Annotated in this window: 14 protein-coding genes; 13 read left to right on the forward strand and 1 reads right to left on the reverse strand. The window is 73.7% G+C overall.

The window, feature by feature from the left end; genetic code table 11:
- Positions 1 to 50: 50 nt before the first annotated feature.
- Entirely contained in the window at positions 51 to 365 is a 315-nt protein-coding gene (locus ACZ5NW_RS14250; RefSeq protein WP_468744094.1) for a hypothetical protein, read from the forward strand.
- Between the two features lie 265 nt (positions 366 to 630).
- On the opposite strand, the gene ACZ5NW_RS14255 is transcribed toward ACZ5NW_RS14250, so the two are convergent.
- Positions 631 to 2,808 carry a non-ribosomal peptide synthetase gene (locus ACZ5NW_RS14255; protein ID WP_468744095.1) on the reverse strand — a complete coding sequence of 726 codons (2,178 nt, stop codon included), beginning with the start codon at positions 2,806 to 2,808 and terminating at the stop codon, positions 631 to 633.
- A gap of 564 nt (positions 2,809 to 3,372) precedes the next feature.
- Between ACZ5NW_RS14255 and ACZ5NW_RS14260 the strand changes: the two genes are divergently transcribed.
- From ACZ5NW_RS14260 to ACZ5NW_RS14315, 12 genes are all read left to right on the forward strand, one after another.
- Complete coding sequence (locus ACZ5NW_RS14260) at positions 3,373 to 4,596, forward strand: ATP-grasp domain-containing protein (RefSeq protein WP_468744096.1); 1,224 nt, start codon at positions 3,373 to 3,375, stop codon at positions 4,594 to 4,596.
- Between the two features lie 60 nt (positions 4,597 to 4,656).
- On the forward strand, positions 4,657 to 5,448 hold the full coding sequence (locus tag ACZ5NW_RS14265) for an NAD-dependent epimerase/dehydratase family protein (protein ID WP_468744097.1): 792 nt from the start codon (positions 4,657 to 4,659) through the stop codon (positions 5,446 to 5,448).
- A gap of 14 nt (positions 5,449 to 5,462) precedes the next feature.
- Complete coding sequence (locus tag ACZ5NW_RS14270) at positions 5,463 to 6,410, forward strand: Gfo/Idh/MocA family oxidoreductase (RefSeq protein ID WP_468744098.1); 948 nt, start codon at positions 5,463 to 5,465, stop codon at positions 6,408 to 6,410.
- Positions 6,407 to 7,504, forward strand: a complete 1,098-nt coding sequence (locus ACZ5NW_RS14275; RefSeq protein ID WP_468744099.1) for a DegT/DnrJ/EryC1/StrS family aminotransferase — start codon at positions 6,407 to 6,409, stop codon at positions 7,502 to 7,504. The genes ACZ5NW_RS14270 and ACZ5NW_RS14275 overlap by 4 nt, the downstream gene beginning before the upstream one ends.
- Positions 7,464 to 8,132: a DegT/DnrJ/EryC1/StrS family aminotransferase gene (locus ACZ5NW_RS14280; RefSeq protein WP_468744100.1), complete on the forward strand. Its 669-nt coding sequence runs from the start codon at positions 7,464 to 7,466 to the stop codon at positions 8,130 to 8,132. The genes ACZ5NW_RS14275 and ACZ5NW_RS14280 overlap by 41 nt, the downstream gene beginning before the upstream one ends.
- Positions 8,129 to 8,995 (forward strand): sugar phosphate isomerase/epimerase family protein, encoded by an 867-nt coding sequence (locus tag ACZ5NW_RS14285; RefSeq protein ID WP_468744101.1) that lies wholly within the window; start codon positions 8,129 to 8,131, stop codon positions 8,993 to 8,995. The genes ACZ5NW_RS14280 and ACZ5NW_RS14285 overlap by 4 nt, the downstream gene beginning before the upstream one ends.
- The gene (locus ACZ5NW_RS14290) at positions 8,992 to 10,461 is read left to right on the forward strand and encodes a M20 family metallopeptidase (protein ID WP_468744102.1); all 1,470 of its coding nucleotides are present in this window, start codon (positions 8,992 to 8,994) and stop codon (positions 10,459 to 10,461) included. The genes ACZ5NW_RS14285 and ACZ5NW_RS14290 overlap by 4 nt, the downstream gene beginning before the upstream one ends.
- A 56-nt stretch (positions 10,462 to 10,517) precedes the next feature.
- On the forward strand, positions 10,518 to 13,511 hold the full coding sequence (locus tag ACZ5NW_RS14295; RefSeq protein WP_468744103.1) for an amino acid adenylation domain-containing protein: 2,994 nt from the start codon (positions 10,518 to 10,520) through the stop codon (positions 13,509 to 13,511).
- 24 nt (positions 13,512 to 13,535) lie between these two features.
- The gene (locus ACZ5NW_RS14300) at positions 13,536 to 15,122 is read left to right on the forward strand and encodes a condensation domain-containing protein (RefSeq protein WP_468744104.1); all 1,587 of its coding nucleotides are present in this window, start codon (positions 13,536 to 13,538) and stop codon (positions 15,120 to 15,122) included.
- 41 nt (positions 15,123 to 15,163) lie between these two features.
- A complete protein-coding gene (locus ACZ5NW_RS14305) occupies positions 15,164 to 19,324 on the forward strand; it encodes an AMP-binding protein (RefSeq protein WP_468744105.1) in 4,161 nt (1,386 codons plus the stop codon).
- A 40-nt stretch (positions 19,325 to 19,364) separates the two neighbouring features.
- Positions 19,365 to 20,138 (forward strand): SDR family oxidoreductase, encoded by a 774-nt coding sequence (locus tag ACZ5NW_RS14310; protein WP_468744106.1) that lies wholly within the window; start codon positions 19,365 to 19,367, stop codon positions 20,136 to 20,138.
- Between the two features lie 69 nt (positions 20,139 to 20,207).
- Entirely contained in the window at positions 20,208 to 21,476 is a 1,269-nt protein-coding gene (locus tag ACZ5NW_RS14315) for a nucleotide sugar dehydrogenase (protein WP_468744107.1), read from the forward strand.
- Positions 21,477 to 21,480: the final 4 nt, after the last annotated feature.

The following is a 21,480-nucleotide window of genomic DNA, read 5'->3' on the forward strand; positions in this document are numbered from 1 at the left end:
GCCCCGGGCGGAGCGGGGGCCTCCGGGTGCCGGGCACCTAGGGTGATTTTGTGTACGCCATCAAGGTCGTCCTGGAACCCGCGGTGGGCGCCGAGGGCATGGAGCAGCGCCTCTGTGACGTGGCGGTCTCCTGGCTCCGGCGGGACCCGCAGCCGGGGGTCGAGCATGTCAGTCTCGTGGCCACCGCCTCGCACGTCGTGGCCATGACGTTCGTGGTCGCCCGTGACCTGCTGGGCGCGGAGCGGGTGGCCCTGGCCGCCTGGCGGCACTGGCTCGCCCGGACCTGGCCGGAGGGGTGGCGCATGGCCTCCTGCGCCGGCGATCTCCAGCTGGGGGTGTCGGCGCTGCTCGATGAGGGCGACTGAGGGGGCCGTGCCGGGCCTCGTGGGCGGAGGCGGGCGAGTGGGCCGGGGTCGTCGAGGGGGGCTGCGGTCGTCGTGCGGGGCTGCTCGGCGGAGGCGGCCGAGCGGGTCGGGGCCGTCGAGTGGGCTGCGGCCGTCGAGTGGGGTTGCGGCCGTCGTGCGGGTTGTGGCCTCGTCTCTCCTCCCTCCTCTCCTCTCTCCTCTCCTCCCTCCCGCACGTCGAAGGCGGGCACCGGGTCTCCGGTGCCCGCCTTCGCTGTGACGGGGGTTACGCGCGGGCGCGGTCGAAGGGGTTCGGGAGGCTCTTCAGGTCGCGTTTGCCGTTGTGGTTCGTCGGGATGGCCTCGGTCTCCACGATGTGCTGCGGGACCATGTACGTCGGGAGCTCCGCGGCGAGCGTCGCGCGCAGGCGGTCCTTCGAGAAGCCGGGGCCCGGGACGACGTGGGCGACCAGGGCCTGGGCGCCCGCCCGGTTCGCCGCCGTGGTGACCGCGCAGTCGGCGACGCCGGGGCAGGACGCGGCGACGTGCTCGATCTCACCCAGCTCGATGCGATAGCCGCGGATCTTCACCTGGGTGTCGATGCGGCCGAGGTACTCGATCGTCCCGTCGTCCAGCCAGCGCGCCAGGTCGCCCGTGCGGTACAGGCGCCCTCCGTCCTCGAAGGGGTTCGGCACGAACCGCTCCTCGGTCAGTTCGGGCGCGTTCAGATAGCCGCGCGCGAGGCCGGTGCCGGCGATGCACAGCTCGCCCGGGGTGCCCACGGGGGCCAGGTCGCCGGAGCGGGTGCGCACGTAGAGGCGGATGTTGTCGATGGGGCGGCCGATCGGCACGGACCGGGTGGCATCGACGTCCCGGCAGGGCTGGCAGGTGACGTCCACGGCGGCCTCGGTCGGGCCGTAGAGGTTGACCAGCTCGGCGAAGGCGCCCAGGCGCTCGGCGAACGCCTGGGCGTGGTTCACCGCGAGCGCCTCGCCGCTGGCGAACACCCGGCGCAGCGAGGAGAGGTCCGCGCCGTCGCCCGTGAGGGCCGTGTACTGCAGGAAGGCGTGCAGCATCGACGGCACGAAGTGCATCGTGGTGACGCCGGTCTCGGCGATGCGGCGGGCGATGCGCTGGGGGTCGCGTTCGTCGCCGCCGGGCAGGGTGACGACCGAGGCGCCGGCCAGGGACCACCAGAAGATCTCCCAGACGGACACGTCGAAGGTGAACGGCGTCTTGTGCAGGATCACGTCGTCGGGGCCCAGCGGGTAGGCGCGCTGCATCCACCACAGGCGGTTGACGATCGCGCGGTGCTCGACCATCACGCCCTTGGGGCGGCCGGTGGAGCCGGAGGTGTAGATGACGTAGGCCAGGTCCTCGGGGCCGCTCGCGGCGGGGAGATCGGTGCCGTCCGCCGCCTCGACCTCCGGGGAGGTCACGGTGACCGTGCGGCGGCCCGCCGCCACGTGCGCCGTCTCCTCGGCGACCACGACCAGGGGGGTGCCGCTGTGGTCGAGGATGTAGTCGACGCGGTTGGCCGGCAGGGTCGGGTCCACCGGCAGGTAGGCGCCGCCCGCCTTGAGGACGGCGTACACGGCCACGAGCATGCGCGGGGAGCGGGGTACGCAGACGCCGACCACGTCGCCCGCGCCGACGCCGCGGTCGCGCAGCACCCGGGCCAGGCGGTTGGCCGCCGCGTTCAGCTCGGCGTACGTCATCCGGTCCTCGGGGCCGGTCACGGCCACGGCGTCCGGGGTGGCCGCGGCCCGCTCCTGGAGGAAGCCGTGCAGGGTGCGGTCGGCCGGGAAGCCCGCCGCCGTGGCGTTGAACTCGCCGGTGATGCGGGCGCGTTCGGCGTCGGTCGCGGCCAGGAGCGCGGCGAGGGGCTGCGCCGGGTCCTTCAGCAGGAGGGCGAACAGGTCCGCGTAGGTCTCCGCGAGGCGGTGTGCCGTGGCCGTGGAGAACAGACGGGCGTCGTAGCCGAGGCGCAGTTGCCGGGACCCCGGGCGGAGGTCGAGAAGCAGCGGGCAGCCACGGGCCTCGGCGTCCCCGGGGGTGGCGTCGCCGTCGAGGGACAGCATGAGGTCGGAGTGCGAGGCGGGGGTGGCGTGCGGGGCGGCGGGGGCCGGGGGATGGGCCGGGGCATGGGTCGTGTCGGCGGTCGTGTCCGTGGCATGGGGGCCGCCGGGGATCAGCTCGTGGACCGCGTCGAGGAGGTTCTGGCCGGTGGCTGTCGGTGGGGTCGGCACGGTGATCGGGGTGGTCGCGTCGATGTACACCGTCACCTCCTCCCGGTCGGTGGCCCGGGCGGCCAGCAGGGCCAGGGCGGCGCCGGCGAGGGTCCGCGTGCGCCGCGGGTCGTCGGCGGCGGGGGCGGTCGGGAGGTCCGCGGTGACGGTGGGGCGGTTGCCGGTGTGCTCGCGCAGATGGTCGCGGACCAGCACGGTGGGCTCGGCGTTGCTCACGAGAGTCCTAGGAGAGGTCGGGGCCGGTGAAGCCCCGAGGGCTCCTCGGCGTGACGGGAAGGGCGGAAATGAGCGTCGCCCCGGGACAGGCAATATCCGGAATTCACCGATCCGGAGTTCGGTCGGGCGCAATTGATTAACGCTCGCGGAATTGTTTTGGGGTTCATCCTCTCCGTTCCGTCCAGCGGAGTCACTCATTCCCGCTGGCCGCCCCCTGCCATGGCAGCCACAGGCCAGGGGGCATATGCGGGGCGTCATGGCAGCTCGCGGCCATGGCCTACAGGTGCCAGTCGAAAAGGGTGACGCGCCGCTTTCCCGGGGTCAGGATGAGATCACCGACGAAGCGAGGCAGAGGGGAATTCGCACAATGAAGACTTTCATTCGAGCGGCACTTGTTTCCGCATTCTTCGCACTTCCCGCGGTGGCCGTCGCGACGGCGTCTTCGACCGACGCCCCGCCCACGACGGTGCGGGCCGAGGCGGCCGTGGTCGCCGTCCAGCAGCAGTCGCCGGACAACTGGGCCTGGGACTGAGGAACACCGACCGGACACTGGGGGTAACAGACGTGGCTCAGGGACAGACGGGCCGGAAGGTCCTGCTCATCGGCTGGCGGATCACCACACTGGCCGCCCTGCGGGAGCTCGGCGCGCGGGTGTGGTGTGTCGCCACACCGGACGTGTACGCCCGCTTCGGGCACCAGGCCGAGGTCGAGCGGGCCGTGCTGGTCTCGGACTGCACCGACGTGGAGGAGATCCTCAGCGCGCTGCGGCGGGCGGGGGCCGGCCCCGAGGACTTCGACGTGGTGTGCAGCCAGGCGGAGTTCTCCCTGGTCGCCACGGCGCTCATCGGCGGCGGCGCGAGCCCCGTCCGGCCGGACACCGCGGTCATGCTGCGGGACAAGTACCTGCAGAAGCAGCGGATCGCGGAGGCCGGGCTGCCCGTGGCGCGCTGCCGCGTCCTGGCCGACGCCGGGGCGCTGGACGGGGTGCGGGCCGAACTGCCCGTCGTCATCAAGCCGATCCTCGGCGCCTCCTGCGCGAACACGTATGTGGCCCGCGACGAGCGGGAGTTCGACGACGCGCTGGAGGCGTTCCGCGCCGCCGGTTTCGCCGGGCCGTTCCTCGTCGAGGAGTTCGTCACCGGCGCCGAGCATCACGTCGACGGGATCGTGCGGGACGGGGAGCTGGTCTTCCTCGGCATCAGCCGCTACCTCCAGAACGTCATCGAGCTGCGCTCCGGTGTCGTCTCCGGCAGCATCGCGCTCTCCCCCGACGCCTACGGGCCCCTGTACGAGAAGGTGCGCGCCCTGGCGCACGCGGCGCTCGGCGCCCTCGGGCACCGGGACGGTGTCTTCCACATGGAGGTCTTCGTCGACGGGGACCGGGTCACCTTCAGCGAGTGCGCGGGGCGCGTCGGCGGCGGGCCCATCGACCAGCTGGTCAAGGCGCACTTCGGGGTCGATCTGCACCTGGAGTGGGCGAAGGTCGTCTTCGGCGAGGAGCCGTCGGCGCCGGTCGCGCCGTCCGCCGATGTCCACGGGTACGTGCTGCTGATGGCGCCCGGCGCCGGCACCGTACGCCGTATCCCGAGCGCGCAGGAGATGGGCGCGCGGGACGAGGTGGTCTTCGGCCGGCCGATGGTCGGGCCGGGCCATGTGATCGCGGCGCCCACCGCGGCGTCCGACGTGCACGTCGGCGAGGCCGTGGTGCGCGGCGCCGACGAGGACGACGTCGTGAAGAAGCTGCACGAGATCAACGAGTGGTTCAGGTCTGGCACGGAACTGGTCTGAGCGGGCGACTCCCCTTCGGCCTCGGAATTCTCACCCATCGTCAACACCCAGGACAGCGAAGTGAGTTCGGCAAGCATGGATCAACTGGTGCTCATCACCGGCGCCGCCGGGAACATGGGCCGGATGCTGCGGGACGGGCTGCGACGCCCGCTGCGGCTCACGGACAGCGTGCCCGGCGAGGGCATCGCGCGGGCGTCCGTCACCGACCTGGACGCGATGCGGGCCGCGATGCGCGGGGCGACCGCCGTGGTGCACCTCGCGGGCATCACCGACGAGGACACCTGGGACCGCATCCTCGACGTCAACGTCAACGGGACGCGGACGGTGCTGGAGGCCGCGCGGCTCGAAGGAGTGCGGCAGGTGGTGCTGGCGTCCAGCAACCACGCCGTGGGCTTCCACGAGCGGGGTCCGGCCGAGCTGCCCGGCGACGTACCGGCCCGGCCGGACACGTACTACGGCTTCAGCAAGGCCGCCGGGGAGGCGCTCGGCGCGCTCTACCACGACCGGTTCGGCATGAACGTCGTCTGCCTGCGCATCGGCACCTGCTACGACAAGCCGTTCGACGTGCGCTCCCTGTCGACCTGGCTCTCCCCCGCCGACGCCGTACGGCTGGTCGACGCGGCGCTCGACGCCGAGGGCCACCACCTCGTCTGGGGTGTCTCCGCCAACACACGGCGCTGGTGGTCCCTGGACGCGGGCCGGAAGATCGGCTTCGAGCCGCTGGACGACGCGGAGGCGTTCGCCGCGGAGATGGAGGCGAAGGCCGCGGGCGACGCGGCGGCCGACCTCGGGCAGCGGTACGTCGGCGGCTTCTTCTGCGCGCAGCCGCTCGGCGAGCGCCCCGCCGGCTGAGCGCGGGCGACGCGATGAGAACCGTACTGGTCGGCTACGGCCACGCGGCGCGCGATCTGCACCGGGCGGCCATCGAGGAGTCCGTCGTCGCCCGCCTCGTCGAGGAGATGGTGGCCGTCGACCCGGCCGTGCCGGACGCCGATCTGACGGTGTATCCGGCGCTGTCGGACCTGCCGGACGTGAGCGCGTCGGACGTGTTCCATGTGACCGTGCCGCCGGCCGGACACGCCGGTGTCGTCGAGGAGATCGTGGCGCTGGGCGGCCGGCGGATCGTCGTCGAGAAGCCGCTGACCACGGACGGCCCCACCGCACGGCGGATGGCGCGGCTCTGCGCGGACGCCGGGGCCGAGCTGTACCCGGTCGCCGTGTGGCCCTTCTCCACGGGGATCGCCCGCATCAAACGGGAGCTGGACGCGGGGCGGCGGGCGCTGCACTACGAGTTCGAGCAGTCCAAGAACCGTGTCGCGCGCACCCTGGGCAACGCGAGCCACTCCAGCGCCTTCGAGGTGGAGCTCCCCCATCAGGTGCTCGCCGCGATCTGGCTGTTCGGCGACATCGCCGACGTCCTGCACGCCGAGGCACGGCCGCTGCGCCACGCCGGCCGGGAGATCCCCCACGCGGGCGGCGCGCATCTGGTCGTGCGGCACACCAGCGGGCTGATCGGCACGCTCGTCGGCCACCTCGACAAGGAACGGCGCACCAGGAGCCTGCGCGTGGTGTGCGCGGACGGCGACCTGGAGGTCGCGCTCCCGTGCTCCCGGGACGAGACGTCGAGCTTCTTCAAGGAATCCGAAGAGGGCGCGGGGCGGGTCGTCGACCTCCCCGACCGCCCCCTCACCGAGTGCCTGGTGTCTGCCTACACGGCAGGACCGGCGGAAAGTCAGGCCAGGTTCAACGTGGACATGCACGTGCACTGCATCGACGTACTGGAGGCCGCGCGCCGGAAGGCGGGTGTGCCATGAGCACCACCACCCCTGTGCCGTTCTTCCGGAACGCGGCCACTTGGCAGCGCGTCCGGGACGCCGTCGAGGCGGACATCGCCCGCAGCGTCGACAAAGGCGTGGCCGTCGACGGCATCCTGGTGCGCGAGGTCGAGGAGGAGCTGACCCGGCGCCTCGGCTGCGCCGGGGTGCGGATGACCGCGAGCGGCTCGGACGCCCTGCTCGTCCTGCTGAAGCAGCAGGGCATCGGTCCGGGCGACGAGGTGATCGTCCCGGCGTACACCTTCTTCGCGTCGGTCGCCGCGATCGCACACGTCGGGGCCCGCCCCGTCATCGTCGACATCCTGCCGGACCGGTACACGATCTGCCCCGACGCGGTGCGCGACGCGATCACCGAGCGCACCAGGGCCGTCGTCGCCGTGCACCTGTTCACCACCATGGCCGACATGGACAGCCTCGGCGCGCTCTGCGCGGAGCGCGGTCTGCTGCTCATCGAGGACAGCGCGCAGGGCATCGGCATGAGCCGCGGGGGGCGCGTGGCGGGTACGGCGGCCCGGGGCGGGGTGTTCTCCTTCTTCCCGGCCAAGACCGTCGGCGCGCTGGGCGACGCCGGCGCGGTCATCGCCACCGACGCGCGGCAGCTCGCGGAGTTCGACGAGATCCTCGGCCGCGGCGAGGGCGCGGAGCCCACCTACGGCTGCGACGAGATCCAGGCCGCCGTCGTCGGCGCCTGCCTGCCGCTCCTCGACGAGTTCAAGGACAGGCGGCGCGCGCTGTTCGCGTACTACGACGAGCGGCTGCGGTCGGTCGAGGGCGTACGCAGGCTGCCGGCGCTCGACCCCGAGGACGTCGGCTACGTCTACGTCGCCGAGTTCGACCGGCGCGACGAGCTCCAGGCCCATCTGCGCGCCCACGGCGTCACCACCGAGATCTTCTACCCGCTGCCGCTGTCCCGGCAGGCCTGTCTGGCCGACGTGGCGGACTGCACGCGGCCGGTGCCGGTCGCCGAGGAGGCCTCCACCCGGGTGCTGGCCCTCCCGCTCTATTCGGATCTCTTGGATGAGGAGGCGGCGCATGTCTGCGACATCGTCGGTGACTTCTACCGCCGGGCGTGACCTGGCCCGGACGCTCATGTCCTACCTGGACGCCACCGTCCGCGCCGAGTCGTTCATCGTCGGCGCCCGGGTGCGCCGGCTGGAGGAGCACGTCGCGCGGATCACGGGCCGCAGCGCGGTCGGCGTGAGCAGCGCGGCGGTGGGTCTGCTGCTGGTGCGCCAGGAGCGGTTCGGCGGTGCGCCGGTGGTCCTGGCCCCGGGTTCGGGCAGCCGGGCACAGACGATCGCCGCGGCCGAACGGCGGCTGGTGCAGGGGGCGAGCGTGCTGTGGCGCGGTGAGCAGCGGGCCGAAGCGCCGCTGCTGGTACGCGAGTCCGGGTCCGACGCGACCGACCCGTCGGCCGTCGGGGTCGTCGAACTGCTCGACGTACGACGGCTCAGCGGCGCCGGACGCTCCTCCGCGGACGCCCTGGTGATCCACGGGCCGCACGACTACGCCTACGGCGCCGGTGACTTCGGGATCGTCGTCTGCGACGAGCCGGTCGCCCAGCGGCTGCGGGTGCTGCGCAACCACGGGCGGGACGGTCTGGGCACCTATCTGCACGCCCAGGTCGGCTTCAACAACCGTATGGACGAGGCCCAGGCGGCGCTGCTGCTGGACCGGCTGACCGACGGGGTGGCCTCGTGAGCGGTGGGTGGCGGGAGCGGCTCGCCGTGATCGGCGACGAGTGCGGCTTCACCTGGCGGGAGCAGATCGCGAACGTCCGCGCCCTGGGGCTGCGCTCCATCGAGCTGCGCTCGGTCGGCGGCCGGTCCCTCGGTGAGATCCCGGGGGGTGAGGTCGACGAGCTGGCCGGGGCGCTCGCGGAGGCGGGCCTCGGGGTGGTCGCCCTGGACAGCCCCGTCGGCGCCGGGCGGATCACCGACAGCACCCTGGAGGAGGACCTCGCGACGGCAGAGCGCTGGCTGGAGCTGGCCGGCCGGCTCGGGGCGCCCTCCGTGCGGGTGATGTCGTACGCGCGGGGCGATCTGGACGACGACGAGGCGTGGCACGACGAGACGGTCCGGCGGCTGCTCGCCCTGCGGGAGCTGGCCGCGCGGCACGGGCGCCGGTTCCTGCACGAGAACTGCGTCGGCTGGGGCGGACGGGACGTGGAGTCGGCCGGCCGGCTCATGGCCGAGACCGGCGACGAGCATCTCGCGTTCCTGATGGATACCGGCAACGGGGTCTGGTACGGCTACGACTCCGTCGCCATGGCGGAGGCCGTCCTGCCGTACGTGCGGCACGTCCACATCAAGGACGCGCACCCGCGGACGAAGGGCGACGCGGAGCCCTGTCTGCCCGGACTGGGCAGCGGCCGGGTCGCGGACACGCTGGCCGTCGTCCTGGACGCGTACCCCGGGATGACGCTGAGCCTCGAACCCCATCTGCTGGTGCAGCCGCACCTCGGCATCCGCTGCGAGGACGCGGAGGCGCTGCGCGACAGCGTCGACGCGTGCGTCCGAGCCCTGGCGGACCTGCTGGACCGAACCGAGGAGACGGCCCGATGACGACGCACGGCGAGGAGCCCACGGTGACGGCGCCCGGCGGAGACCGCACGGCGACGGCGCACGGCGAGCAGCTCACGGTGACGGCGCCCGGCGGAGGCCGCACCGCGACGGCCCCCGGCGGAGATCGCACCGCGATGGCGCCCAGCGGAGATCGCACCGCGATGGCGCCCAGCGGAGATCGCACCGCGACCGCGCCCGAGGGAGGCCGCGCGGTGATGGATCAGGCCGCGGTCGACTTTCTCTTGCGTTTTCTCGAGGTGCCGAGCGTGAGCCCCCTGGAGGGCGGGGACCCTGCCGAGACGCGGCGGGCCCAGGAGCTGTTCGGTGCCTTCGCCGAGGGCCTGGGCTTCGCGGTGTCGACGGAGGTCGCCGACCCGGCCGACGTGCTGGCCGACCCCCGCACCCCGGTCCTCGTACGGGAGCGGGCGGGCCTGGACGCATGGCTGGCCGACCAGCCGGTGGTCGCCGCGAGCCTCGGCGCCCCCGACGCCGCCCGCACCCTGGTGATCAACGCCCACGTCGACACGGTCTCCCCGCATCTGCCGGTGACCCTCGACGACGGGGTGATCCGCGCCCGGGGCGCCGTCGACGACAAGGGCCCCCTGGTGGCCGCGCTGTGCGGGGTCGCCCGGGCGTACCGCGACGACCCGGACCTCGCCCGGACCGTACGCACGACGGTGCTCTCCGTGCCCGGCGAGGAGGGCGGCGCCATGGGGTGCTACGGCACCAAGCCGGCGCTGGAGCGGCGCGGCCGGGCGTCGCTGCTGGTCTTCGCCGAGCCGACCGGGCTGCTCGTCCACGACACGTCCTTCGCGACGATGACCCTCGAAGTCACCATGGACGCCCCGGACAGCACGGACGACTTCCCCTACGAGAACGCCAACGCCACGCTGGTGCTCGGCGCGGTCGCCACCGGTCTCGCGTCCGGTCTGAAGGACCACGTCGAGGGCCGTGACGTGCGCTGCTGCATCGCCGGACTGCACACCGGCACCCAGCACAACCGCGTCTACGGCAGCGGCCGGCTGCTCGTCAACATCGCCTACTGCGACCCCGGCGCCGCCACGGCCGTGCGGGAACGCGCCGAGGAGATCCTCGCCGCCACGGTGGCGCGGGTGAAGCGGGAGTACGGGCCGAGCCGGTTCGCGCGTCTGTGGGCCGGCGACCTCGACCGCGTCCTGCACTGGCGCTGGCTCAAGCAGGGCCTGCCCTCGCTGCGCAACCGCTCCGCGCACCACGAGGCGCTCCTCGCGGAGTGCGGCCTCGACCGGCTCGCCGGCGACCAGCTCGGCGAGGCCTTCACCAGCGACGCGATCTGGGGCCAGGACGCCGCCGACTACACGGTGATCTGCGGCCCCGGCGGCCTGGACAGCCACGGCGCCCACACCGACGGCGAGTACGTCACGGTCGCCGAGCTGGAGGAGTACGCCCGGCGGATCGCCCTGCTGGTGCGCCGGCTCGCCGCCTGATCCACCCTCCGAACCCCCCGAACCCCCCTCGTCATAGCCCGAATTGAGGTTGAGCCATGCGCGAGAGAGCCGCGAACCTGCGCGATCTCGTAGAAGCCCGCGCCCTGACGCACCCCGACGCGCGCGCGGTGAGCCGTGCCGGCGACGGTTGGCTGACGCTCGGTCAGCTGGACCGGGCGGCCGGTGACCTGGCCCGGCGGCTGGTCGGCCAGGGAGTGCGGCCGGGTGACGTGGTGGGGCTGCTGCTGCCGCGTTCCGCCGAGTTCGTGATCGCCGCGTTCGCCGTGTGGAAGGCGGGGGCCGCGTACACGCCCCTGGACCCCGCCGCGCCGGAGGGGCACCGCGCCTTCGTCCTGGACAACAGCGACGTCCGCACGGTGATCACGGACGACGTGGAGGCAGGCCGCGCGACGGGGAGGCGGGTGTGCCCGGTCGGAGGCGAACCCGCCCCGGAATCAGGCGATTTCCTCTCTGTCCCGCTCGCGCCCGGGGACGCGGCCTGGGTGCTGTACACCTCCGGGTCGACCGGGCGGCCCAAGGGCGTGATCGGTTCGCACGAGGCGTCGCTCAACCGCTGCACCTGGATGTGGGAGGAGCAGCCGTTCGACGAGCGGGACGTGTGTGTGCAGAACACCGCGCCCTCCGTGGTCGACTCGGTCTGGGAGGTGTGGGGCGCCCTCGCGCAGGGCGTGCCCGTGGTGCTGCCGCCCGCGCACGCCTCCCTCGATCTGGATCTGCTCATCCAGGTGCTCGCCGAGCACGCGGTCACCCGGATCTGCCTGGTGCCGTCCCTGCTGCGGGCGCTGCTCACCACCTACCCCGACCTCGGCGCGCGGCTGCCCGGCCTGGACCTGTGGACGTGCAGCGGGGAGACCCTCGACCGCGACCTGGCCGAGCTGTTCCACTCGGCGCTGCCCGGGCGGCGGCTGCTCAACCAGTACGGGCTGACCGAGTCGTGCGCCGACGTCACGACGTACGACACCGCGGACCTCGGCCCCGGCGGGGACGCTCGGGTGCCCGTGGGCCGCCCGATCCGCGGCACCCGGGTCCTCGTCGTCGACGAGGAACTGCGCCCCGTCCCGGACGGCGAGGTCGGCGAACTCTGCCTCGGCGGCCCGGCGTTGGCGAGCGGCTACGCGAACGCGCCCGAGCTGACGAGCGACCGCTTCCTGACCGACGCCCTCGGCGACACGCTCTTCCGCACCGGCGACCTCGCCCGCCTCGACGCGGACGGCGTCCTGCACCACCTCGGCCGGCGCGACCGGCAGGTCAAGATCCGCGGTTTCCGGGTCGAGCCCGAGGGTGTGGAGGCCGTGCTCAAGGAGTGCCCCGGGGTGCGCGACGCCGCTGTACGGGTGTGGACGCGCGGCGGGGAGCGGGAGCTGGCCGCGTACGTGGTGCCCGAGACGCCCGGCGAACCGCCCGCCGCCCGCGAGCTGCGCGCCGGGATGCTCGACCGGCTGCCGCCGCACGCGATCCCGGCGACCTTCACCACGCTCGCCGAGTTCCCGCGCACGGCCAGCGGCAAGACCGACCACAATCTGCTGCCCGAGCCGGCCGGGCCGCTGCCGGGGGCCGCCGGGCCGGTGCCGCCGCGCGACGGGACGGAGAGCCGTCTCGCCGCGATCTGGGCCGAGGTCCTGAAGGCCGAGCGGGTCGGCGTCCTCGACGACTTCCATGAACGGGGCGGCCATTCCCTGGCGTTGATGCGGATGATCGCCCGGGTGAACGCCGAGTTCGGGGTGCGGCTGCGCAGCCGGGACTTCGCCCGGTCGGTCACCGTGGAGTCGCTGGCGCTCGCCGTGCGGCGCTTCGAGGGGGACGCCGTACGGGAGCCCGCCGGGCCGCCCGGCGTGGGGCTGGATCTCGCGTCGGAGACCCAGGAGGCCATGTGGCTGCACGAGAAGTTCTCGCGCGCGCCCGGGCTGTACAACATCCAGCTGGCGTTCGCCGTGCGCGGCCCCCTCGACACCGACGCGCTCGCGGCGGCCCTCGACGACACGGTCGCCCGGCACCGGGCGCTGCGGCTGGGCTTCGAGCACGTCGACGGCGCGCTGCGGATCGTCGAGGGCGCGCACCCGGTCAAGCTCGACCTCGTCGAGACCACCGCCGAGCACGTCGGCACCCTCCTGTCCGACGACGGCGCCCGCCCCTTCGACCTGGCCGTCGGGCCCCTGCTGCGGGCGCTGCTGCTGCGCACCGGCGACGACGACCACGTACTGAGCCTGACGGTGCATCACACCGTCTGCGACGGGCAGTCCCTGCGCCCGCTGCTCGCCTCGCTGCGCACGGCGTACGAGGCCCGGACGCGTGGCGAGGACCCCGGCTTCGCCGCGGACGACGGTCCCGTCGCGGCGGCGGAGACGGCGGGCCGGCCGCCACGGGAGCGGTTCGCGTCGGTCGAGCTGCCCACCGACCGGCCGCGGCCCCGACGCGCGGACGGCTACGGCTCCTCCTTCCGCGTGGAGCTGCCGCGCGGGCTCGCCGCCCGGGTCAGGGAGCGGGCCCGGCAGCTGCGGACCACCGCGTTCACCCTGTGCTGCGGGGCGTTCGCGACGGTGCTCGCCGAGCGGTCGGGGGAGCGGCGGTTCGCGATCTCGATCCCGCTGGCCAACCGCGGCGAGGAGATCGGCGACGACGCCCTGGGCTGCTTCATGCGGACCGTCCCGCTCAACCTCGACGTGCCGCCGGGCGCCCGCGTCGAGGACCTCCTGGAGGGCGTCCGGGACGCCCTGCACGAGGCGTACGAGGCGCCGAGCGTGACCCGGGTCGCGACCGGCGGCCGCCCGCCGCAGGTGATGCTCGCCTACGACGAGGCCCATGGCACCGAGTTCTCGCTGCCGGGGGCGACCGTCGTCCCCGTCGACGTCCGGAGCAGGTCGACCAAGCTCGACCTCACGCTCTACGTCGACGAGGCGGGCGACGACTACGACTGCCGCGTCGAGTACGCGACGGCCCTCTTCGACGAGAGCACCCTGCGCGCCCTCGGCCGGGACTTCGGCGCGGCCCTGATCCGCGCCTGCGACAACGCCGCTCACGCGACGCACTGAACTGACACAGAAACGGACAAACGGGTGGAAACAGTGGACCGGATCGACGAGATCGCACGCGAGACCTGGGAGCGGGCCCTCGGCTGCGAGGTGGCCGACGACACGAACTTCTTCGAGTTCGGCGGGGACTCCATCTCGGCGATCCTCCTGATGTCGGAGATCAACGCGGCCCTCGGCACCTCGCTCTCCCCGCACGAGCTGTTCGACGCCCCCGACTTCGGCGACTTCCGCGCGCTGCTGCGGGCGGAGGCCGGGCCGGGGGAGGCTCCCGAGGAGCGGACCGGCGCGGCCGCCGGGACGGGCGTCACCTCGCTGTTCCAGGAGCGCTGGTTCGGGCTGGCCAAGGAGCAGCTCGGCAACGTCGACGTCTTCTTCGAGGTGACCGGCCCGCTCGATCCGGGCCTGTTCGAGACCGCCCTGGGCCATCTGAGCCGGCGCCACGCGGTGCTGCGCAGCGTGTACGAGCCGGGCGACCCGCCCGTGGCGCGCACCGTCGAGGACTTCCGCCCCCGCCCCCGCTTCCAGGACCTCCAGGGGGTCACGGAGGCGGAGGTGCGGGCCGCCGTGCACGCCGCCGTCGAACGCTCGACGCGCTTCTTCGACCTCGAGTCCGAGGTGCCGTTCGAGCTGGAACTGCTCACCCTGTCCCCGACCGAGCACCTGATCGTCGGCCACCTCCACCACATCGCCATCGACGGCTGGTCCATCGCCCTGCTGATCGACGACCTGGAGCGCGTCTACCACGCGCTGGAGCGCGGCGAGGACCCGGCGGACCTCGAACCCGCCCCGCAGTACGACGACTTCGCCGCCCGGCAGCGCGCCTACGCGGCCGGCCCCGGCATCGAGGAGGCCCGCGCGCACTGGCGGTCCGTCTTCGCCGGCGTCACCGGGCCGACCCTGCTGCCCGCGACCGAGCCGCCGGCCGCCGCCTCCGGCGAGTCCAGCGCCTACGTCAACCTGCTGCTCGACCCCGAGCGCGCCGACGCCGTCCGCGCCTACGCGGCGGCCGGCCGGGTCACCGTCTACAACGTCCTGCTGAGCGCCTTCGCCCGCTTCCTCGCCGACCTCACCGGCACCGACGACCTGCTGATCGGCACGTCCACGGCGGGCCGGCAGGGCGGGGACGACGACCACCGGATCGGCGTGTTCATCACCCCGATGCCGGTCCGGCTCACGCTGGCCGGAGCGGACACGCCGCAGCGGCTGCACGCGCAGATCGCCGAGCGGATGCGGGACCTCGCCAAGCACCGCATGTACCCGATGGCCGATCTGCTCGACTCCGTGGAGCCCTTCCGCGGCAAGCAGCTCGACGACCTCTTCGCGCTGCACTTCATCTACCAGAACCAGCCGCAGCCCAGCACCGGGCACGGCCGCAGCTACCGCCAGCTCGACTTCCAGGACGCCGGCCTGGAGCGGCCGCACGGGCTGCCGAGGCCGCGCAGCCGGGTGCTGCGGCAGCTGGAGGCCGTCGTGTTCGACCGGCTGGACGGCGCGCTCTCGCTGAACTTCGCGTTCGACCCGAGCCGCTTCGCCGAGACCGAGGTCCGCGGCTGGCTGGAGGCGTACGGGGCCCAGGTGGACCGGCTCGTGCGGTCGGCGGACCTCGGATGACCGGGACCGCCGCCTCCGCCCACGCCACAGAAAGGAAGCCCGTGGACCGCAGTCTCGGGGATCTGCTCGAAAGGAACGTGCGCGACGCCGGCGGGCGCCTCGCCCTGTCGGACGCGCACCGCTCGTGGACCTACGCCTCGCTGGGCGCCTTCGTCGGCCATCTGGTCGAGGAGTTCAAGGACCGCGGCGTCGCGCCGGGCGAACCCGTCGCCGTCGCCGGCCCGCGCGACGCCCGCCTGATGGCCCTGCTGTACGGGGTCCTCGGCTGCGGCAACCCCGTGGTCGCCGTCAGCCCCGACTGGAGCGCCGGCGACCGGGAACGCCGACTGGACACCGTCGGCGCCCGCGTGGTCCTGGCCACCGAGGCGGGGATCGTCCCGGCGGACGGCGACGGCGACGGCCAGGTCGTCGTGGTCGACGTGGACGCCGTGATCGCGGGCGCCGCCCGCACCGGCCTGTGGGGCTGGCAGCCCGACCCGGACGACGTCGTCTACTACTCCTTCACCTCCGGCTCCTCCGGCGAGCCCAAGGCCGTGGCGGTCGCCCAGCGCAACGCCGCCCACTACGCCTCCTCGCTCGCGCGGCGGCTCGGCCTCGACACGGGTGAGCCGCCCGTCCTGGCCCATATGACGACCCTCGCCGCCGACCTCGGTCACACGGCCTGGATGCTCGCCCTGGCCACCGGCGGACGCGTCCACGTGGTCTCCGACCAGGTGACCCGCGACCCGTACGCCCTGTGGCGGGAGCTGGCCGAGCACCGGGTGACCTGCCTGAAGACGACCCCCTCGCACCTCGCGGCGCTGCTGCCCGGGCGGGAGGCGGCGACGGCGGCGCTGGACACCGTGATCATCGGCGGCGAGCTGCTGTCCCGGGAGTTCGCGGGCGCCCTCTTCGACGAGGGCGTGGCCCGACGCGTCGTCAACCACTACGGCCCGACCGAGACCACCGTCGGCGCGGCCTGCTTCGTCGCCTCCTCGCCGGCCGACCTGCCCGAGGACGAGGCGTCCGTGCCCATCGGCACGCCGATCGGCGGCAACACCCTCACCCTGGACGACGGCGAGCTGGTCGTCGGCGGCCCCGGCGTCACCCTCGGCTACGTCGGCGCCCGGCCGGACGCGGGCAGCCGCTTCCGTACGACGGACGCCGGGCCGGTGTACCGCACCGGCGACCGCTGCCGCCGGCGCCCCGACGGCAGCCTCGTCTTCCTCGGCCGGGCGGACCGCCAGACCAAGGTGAACGGCTACCGCGTGGACCTCGCCGAGATCGAGCAGGTGCTCGCGCGGTGCCCCGGCGTCGAACAGGCCGCCGTGCTCACCCGCACGGTGGGCGGCCAGACCCGCCTGGTCGCGGCGGTCCGCGCGGAGGAGGGCGCCGACCTCGCCGCCCTCCCGGAGCGGATGGCGGACACCCTGCCCCGCTACGCCGTCCCCGCCCCGATCGTCCCCCTCCCGGACTTCCCGGTCGACGCGAACGGAAAGCGCGACAACCGGGCGTTGCTGAGCCGGATAGAGCGGTGGCTGACCGGCCAGGGCGCGGCGGCGCGCAGCGCCGAAAGGGGCGCGGGGAACTGCGCGACCAGCCACGACGGACCCGCGGCCGCACCCGCACCGCGCCCGGCCGACGCCCGGCTCGCCGCCGACCTCGCCGCGTTCTGGGGCACGAGCCTCGGCCTCGGGACCCTCGCGGTCGACGCCGACGTCCTGGCGCTCGGCGCGGACTCCATCCTCGCCATGCGGACCGTCGTCTTTCTCCGTGAGCGCGGTCATGAGGTCGTCGTCACCGATGTGTACGACCACCCCACGGCGGCGCGGCTCGCCGAGGCGGCGGCCCGCCGGGTGACCACGACGGACGCCGTCGATGCCGCGGCGGCCGACCGGCGCGGCACCCTCGGCCCGGCCCAACGCTGGTTCTTCGAGGCGGTCCCCGGCGGCAGCGCCCACTGGAACCAGGCGATGCTGCTGGCCTGCGAGCCCGCCCTCGACCTGCCCGCGCTGAGCTCGGCGCTGACGGCGGTCCTGGAGCGCCACGAGGCCCTGCGCGGCGGCGTCGGGCCCGACGGAGCCCTCGACACCACCTACCCGACGTCCGGCACCCTGGCCGTGACCTGGTCGTCCGTCGCGTCCGCCCCCCTGGCCGCGGAGGCGATCGCCCGCACGAGCGCCGAGCTCAACCGCTCCCTGGACCCGGCCTCCGGCCGTCTGCTGCGCTGCCATGTCTTCCGCGGCGGCGGGACGACCCCGGACCGCCTCCTGCTGGTCTGCCACCACCTGGTGGTCGACACCATCTCCTGGCGCATCCTCCTCGACGACCTGCTCCGGGCGTACGAGACGGCCGCCGGGGGCGCGCGTCCGGCGCTGCCGCCCGCGCGGTCGTACTACGACTGGGCCGCGGCCCTCGCCGAGCCCCAGCCCGAGCCCGAGCCGCGCGCACCCCGGCCGCGCGAGGGACGGTACGGGGCGACGTACACCTGGGTCGCCGACGAGGACGTCACGCGCGCGCTGGTCGAGGCGTTCGGGACCGGGCTGCGCATGGAGGCGCTGGCCGTCGGCGCGATGACGCGGGCGCTGCAGGACGCCACCGGCAGCACGCGGACCCGGGTCACCGTGGAGACGCACGGGCGGGACGGCAGCGACGCCTATCTGGACACCGTCGGCTGGTTCACCGCCGTCAAACCGCTGGTGATCGGCCGTGACACCGCCGACGTGGAGCGGCTGGTGGCCGAGGCGGAGGAACGGCGCCTGGACGAGGCCGACGCGGTGTCCGACCTGGCGGTCAACTACCTCGGGCAGTTCAAGGCGCCCCGGGGCCGGCACGTCACGTGGACGTTCGCGCCCGAGTACTGCGGGCCCGCGCGCGCGGTGCGGCACGATCCCCTGTATCCGATGGTGCTGACGGCCCGTCTGGTCGGGGACCGGTTCGTCGCGGACCTCGTGTGCACGGAGGAGGAGCGCGCCACGGGCACGGGCCGGCGCGCGTTCGCCGGGTTCACCGAGGAGATCCTGAAGGCGGCCGCAGCCTCCGACGCCGTACCGGCGATCGAGGAGTCCGCGCACACCACCTCCGGCCTGCCCGCCCACGCGGGGACCGCTCCCGCCGCGTCCGGGGCGCGCGCCCTGGTCACGGAGGCGCCGCGGGTGCTGCTGACCGGGGCGACCGGCTTCCTCGGCTCGCACCTCCTGGACCAGCTGGTCGCCCAGGGCGCCGAGGTCACCTGCCTGGTCCGCGCGGCGGGCGGGCGGGGCGCGGCCGAGCGGCTGCCGTCGGGGGACCGGGTGCGGGTCGTCGAGGGCGACCTGGCCGACGCGTCCGCCCTGCGCGAGCTCGCCGCCCGCGGCACCCTCGACGGGCTGACCGCGGTGGTCAACTCGGCCGCCGACGTACGGCTCGTGGCCCGCCCGGAGGAACTCGCCCGGGTGAACGTCGGCGGACTGCGCAACCTCGTCGACCTCATCCGCACGACCCGGCCGGAGACACCCCTGCACCACGTCTCGACGCTGGCCGTCGCCGGGTACCACGACAGCGGGCCGCGCCGGTTCAGCGAGGCCGACTTCGACCTCGGGCAGCGGTTCCTGTCGCCGTACGAGGCGTCGAAGTTCGAGGCGGAGCGGCTGCTGAGGGAGGCGAGCGACCTCGGCACGCGCGCGTACGTGTACCGCACCAACCATGTCGCCGCCCACAGCCGTACCGGCGCCTTCCAGAGCAACATCGGCGACAACCGCGTCTACCAGACGCTCAAGGGCTACATCCTCGCCGGATGCGCGCCGCGCAGCCCGCACGCCACCTTCGGGTTCTCCCATGTGGACACCGTCGCGGCGGGCATCGGCCGGCTCGCGCTCGCGCCCGATGTGCCGCCGGACGTCTACCACGTCGAGACGCCGCACACCGTGGCGCACGACGAACTGGTCCGCTGGATACGGGCGTTCGGGCATCCGGTGCGGCTGGTGGAGCGCGGTGAGTTCATCCAGGCCCTCGGGCGTCTGGAGAGCGCCGACGCGCGCAGCGCGGACATGAGCCGCGCCTGGGAGCACCGGCCCGACCGCAATGTCGCCTTCGACAACACGCGGACGGTCGCCCTGCTGCGCCGCCTCGGTGTCGAGTTCGCGCCGCCGCGGCAGACCTGGCTCGACACGGCCCTCGCGTGGGCCTCCGGCACGGGTTTCTTCCCGGCCCCCGCCCTGGCCGTGCGCCGGGCGGCCTCCTGACCCACCCCCCCCACTCTCGTACATACTTTCGGAGGTTCTTGTGCAACAGCAGGTCAGGCGGGCGGCGATCGTCACCGGCGCTTCGTCCGGTATCGGGCTGGCCATCGCCCGCAGACTGGCCGGCGAGGGCTTCGACCTCGTCGTCAACGCCCGCGGCGGCGAACGGCTGCACGAGGTCGCGACCGGCCTCAAGGAGTTCGGCGGCCAGGTCGTCGCCGTGGCCGGTGACGCGAGCCGCACCGAGGTCGTCGCCGAGTGCGTCGAGGCGTGCCTCGCCCAGCTCGGCCAGGGCCCCTCCGTCGGCGTGGTCAACGCAGGGCGGGGCCTGCCCGGCACCGTCATGACGTCCGACGACACCCAGTGGGCCGAGCTGTTCGAGACCAACGTCCTCGGCGCGCTCCGCCAGATGCGGACGCTGGCCGGCGCGATGCTCACCCACGGCGAGCCGGAGACCCCGCCGCGCCGCCCCTTCGACCTGGTGGTCCTCGGGTCGAACGTCGGCCGGAACGTCTCCCCGTTCAACAGCGTGTACGGCGCCACCAAGTTCGCCGTCCACGGCGCCGCCGAGGGGCTGCGGCGCGAACTCGGCCCGAAGGGCATCCGCGTCTCGCTGGTCGAGCCGGGTGTCGTCGGCACGGGCTTCCAGGCCAGCGCCGGCTACGACGCCGACTGGTTCACCTCGTACCAGGAGGAGATCGGGCCGATCCTCGGGCCCGAGGACATCGCGGACCTCGTCCACTTCATCGTCTCCCGGCCGGCCCATGTCCACCTCGACAACATCTCCGTCCGGCCGACCCGGCAGAGCTACCCGTAGCCCGCGCGGCCGAGCAGCGCGAACCGACCCAACACACACATCCATTCAGAAAGCGGCAGGGGGACAGTCATGCGTGCAGTGCAGAAGACCGTCGCGGTGATCGGACAGGGCTATGTGGGGCTTCCGCTCGCCCTCCAGGCGGTCCGGGCGGGATTCCAGGTCATCGGCGTCGAGGTGAACGAGGCGCGCGTCGCGCGACTTCGCCACCACGACTCCTATGTCGAGGACGTATCGGACCTCGACCTCATGAACGCGTTCGACTCGGGGCGCTACCGCGTGACCTCGAACTTCGCGGACGCGGCCGGGTTCGACATCGCGGTGATCAGCGTGCCGACCCCGCTCACCGACGGCGAGCCGGACCTGTCCGCCGTCATCGGCTCCTCCACCTCCCTGGCGCCGCTGATCCGGCCCGGCGCCGTCGTCATCCTGGAGTCCACGACGTACCCCGGCACCACGGAGGACGTCGTCGCCCCGCTGCTGGAGCGGGGATCCGGCCTGCGGGCCGGCGAGGACTTCTCGCTCGGCTACAGTCCCGAGCGCATCGACCCGGGCAACGCGACCTGGACGTTCGAGAAGACCCCCAAGCTGGTGTCCGGGATCAACGAGTCGTCGCGGGCCGCCGTACAGGAGTTCTTCGACGCGATCGTCGACCGCACGGTCGCGGTCAGCGGCACCCGCGAGGCCGAGCTGGCCAAACTGCTGGAGAACACCTTCCGCAGCGTCAACATCGCGCTGGTCAACGAGACCGCCATGTTCGCCGCGGACATGGGCATCGACATCTGGGAGGCCATCCGGGCCGCGGGCACCAAGCCCTTCGGCTTCATGGCCTTCACCCCGGGACCGGGCGTCGGCGGCCACTGCCTGCCCATCGACCCGATCTACCTCGACTGGCTGTCCCGCGAGCGCACCGGCCGCTCCCTCGGCTTCGTCAACCTCGCCAACGACATCAACCGCGGCATGCCCGGCTACGTCGTGCAGCGCATCGGCGAGGCCCTGAAGAAGCGCGACCGCGTCCTCGACGGCAGCCGTGTCCTGCTGCTCGGCCTGTCCTACAAGGCCAACTCGGGCGACATGCGCGAGTCGCCCGCCATGGACGTCGCGCTGAAGCTCCTGGAGGCCGGCGCACGCGTGCGTGCCGTGGACCCGTGCGTCGAGGGGCTGCCCCGCGACCCGCGGATCGAGATGGCCGAGCTGACCGAGGAGGAGCTGGCCGCGGCGGACGTCACCGTCCTGCTCACCGACCACGACAGCTTCGACTACGACCTGATCGAGTCCGCCTCGCAGCACGTCTTCGACACCCGTAACCGCCTGGGCAGCCGTGCCGTCGAACGCATCTGAACAA

Source organism: Streptomyces sp. NPDC032126 (assembly GCF_055580085.1).

Coding starts and splice junctions, on each gene's coding strand:
- ACZ5NW_RS14270 (WP_468744098.1), top strand. CDS start 5,463: ATGAGAACCGTACTGGTCGGCTACGGCCACGCGGCGCGCGATCTGCAC.
- ACZ5NW_RS14275 (WP_468744099.1), top strand. CDS start 6,407: ATGAGCACCACCACCCCTGTGCCGTTCTTCCGGAACGCGGCCACTTGG.
- ACZ5NW_RS14280 (WP_468744100.1), top strand. CDS start 7,464: ATGTCTGCGACATCGTCGGTGACTTCTACCGCCGGGCGTGACCTGGCC.
- ACZ5NW_RS14290 (WP_468744102.1), top strand. CDS start 8,992: ATGACGACGCACGGCGAGGAGCCCACGGTGACGGCGCCCGGCGGAGAC.
- ACZ5NW_RS14295 (WP_468744103.1), top strand. CDS start 10,518: ATGCGCGAGAGAGCCGCGAACCTGCGCGATCTCGTAGAAGCCCGCGCC.
- ACZ5NW_RS14315 (WP_468744107.1), top strand. CDS start 20,208: ATGCGTGCAGTGCAGAAGACCGTCGCGGTGATCGGACAGGGCTATGTG.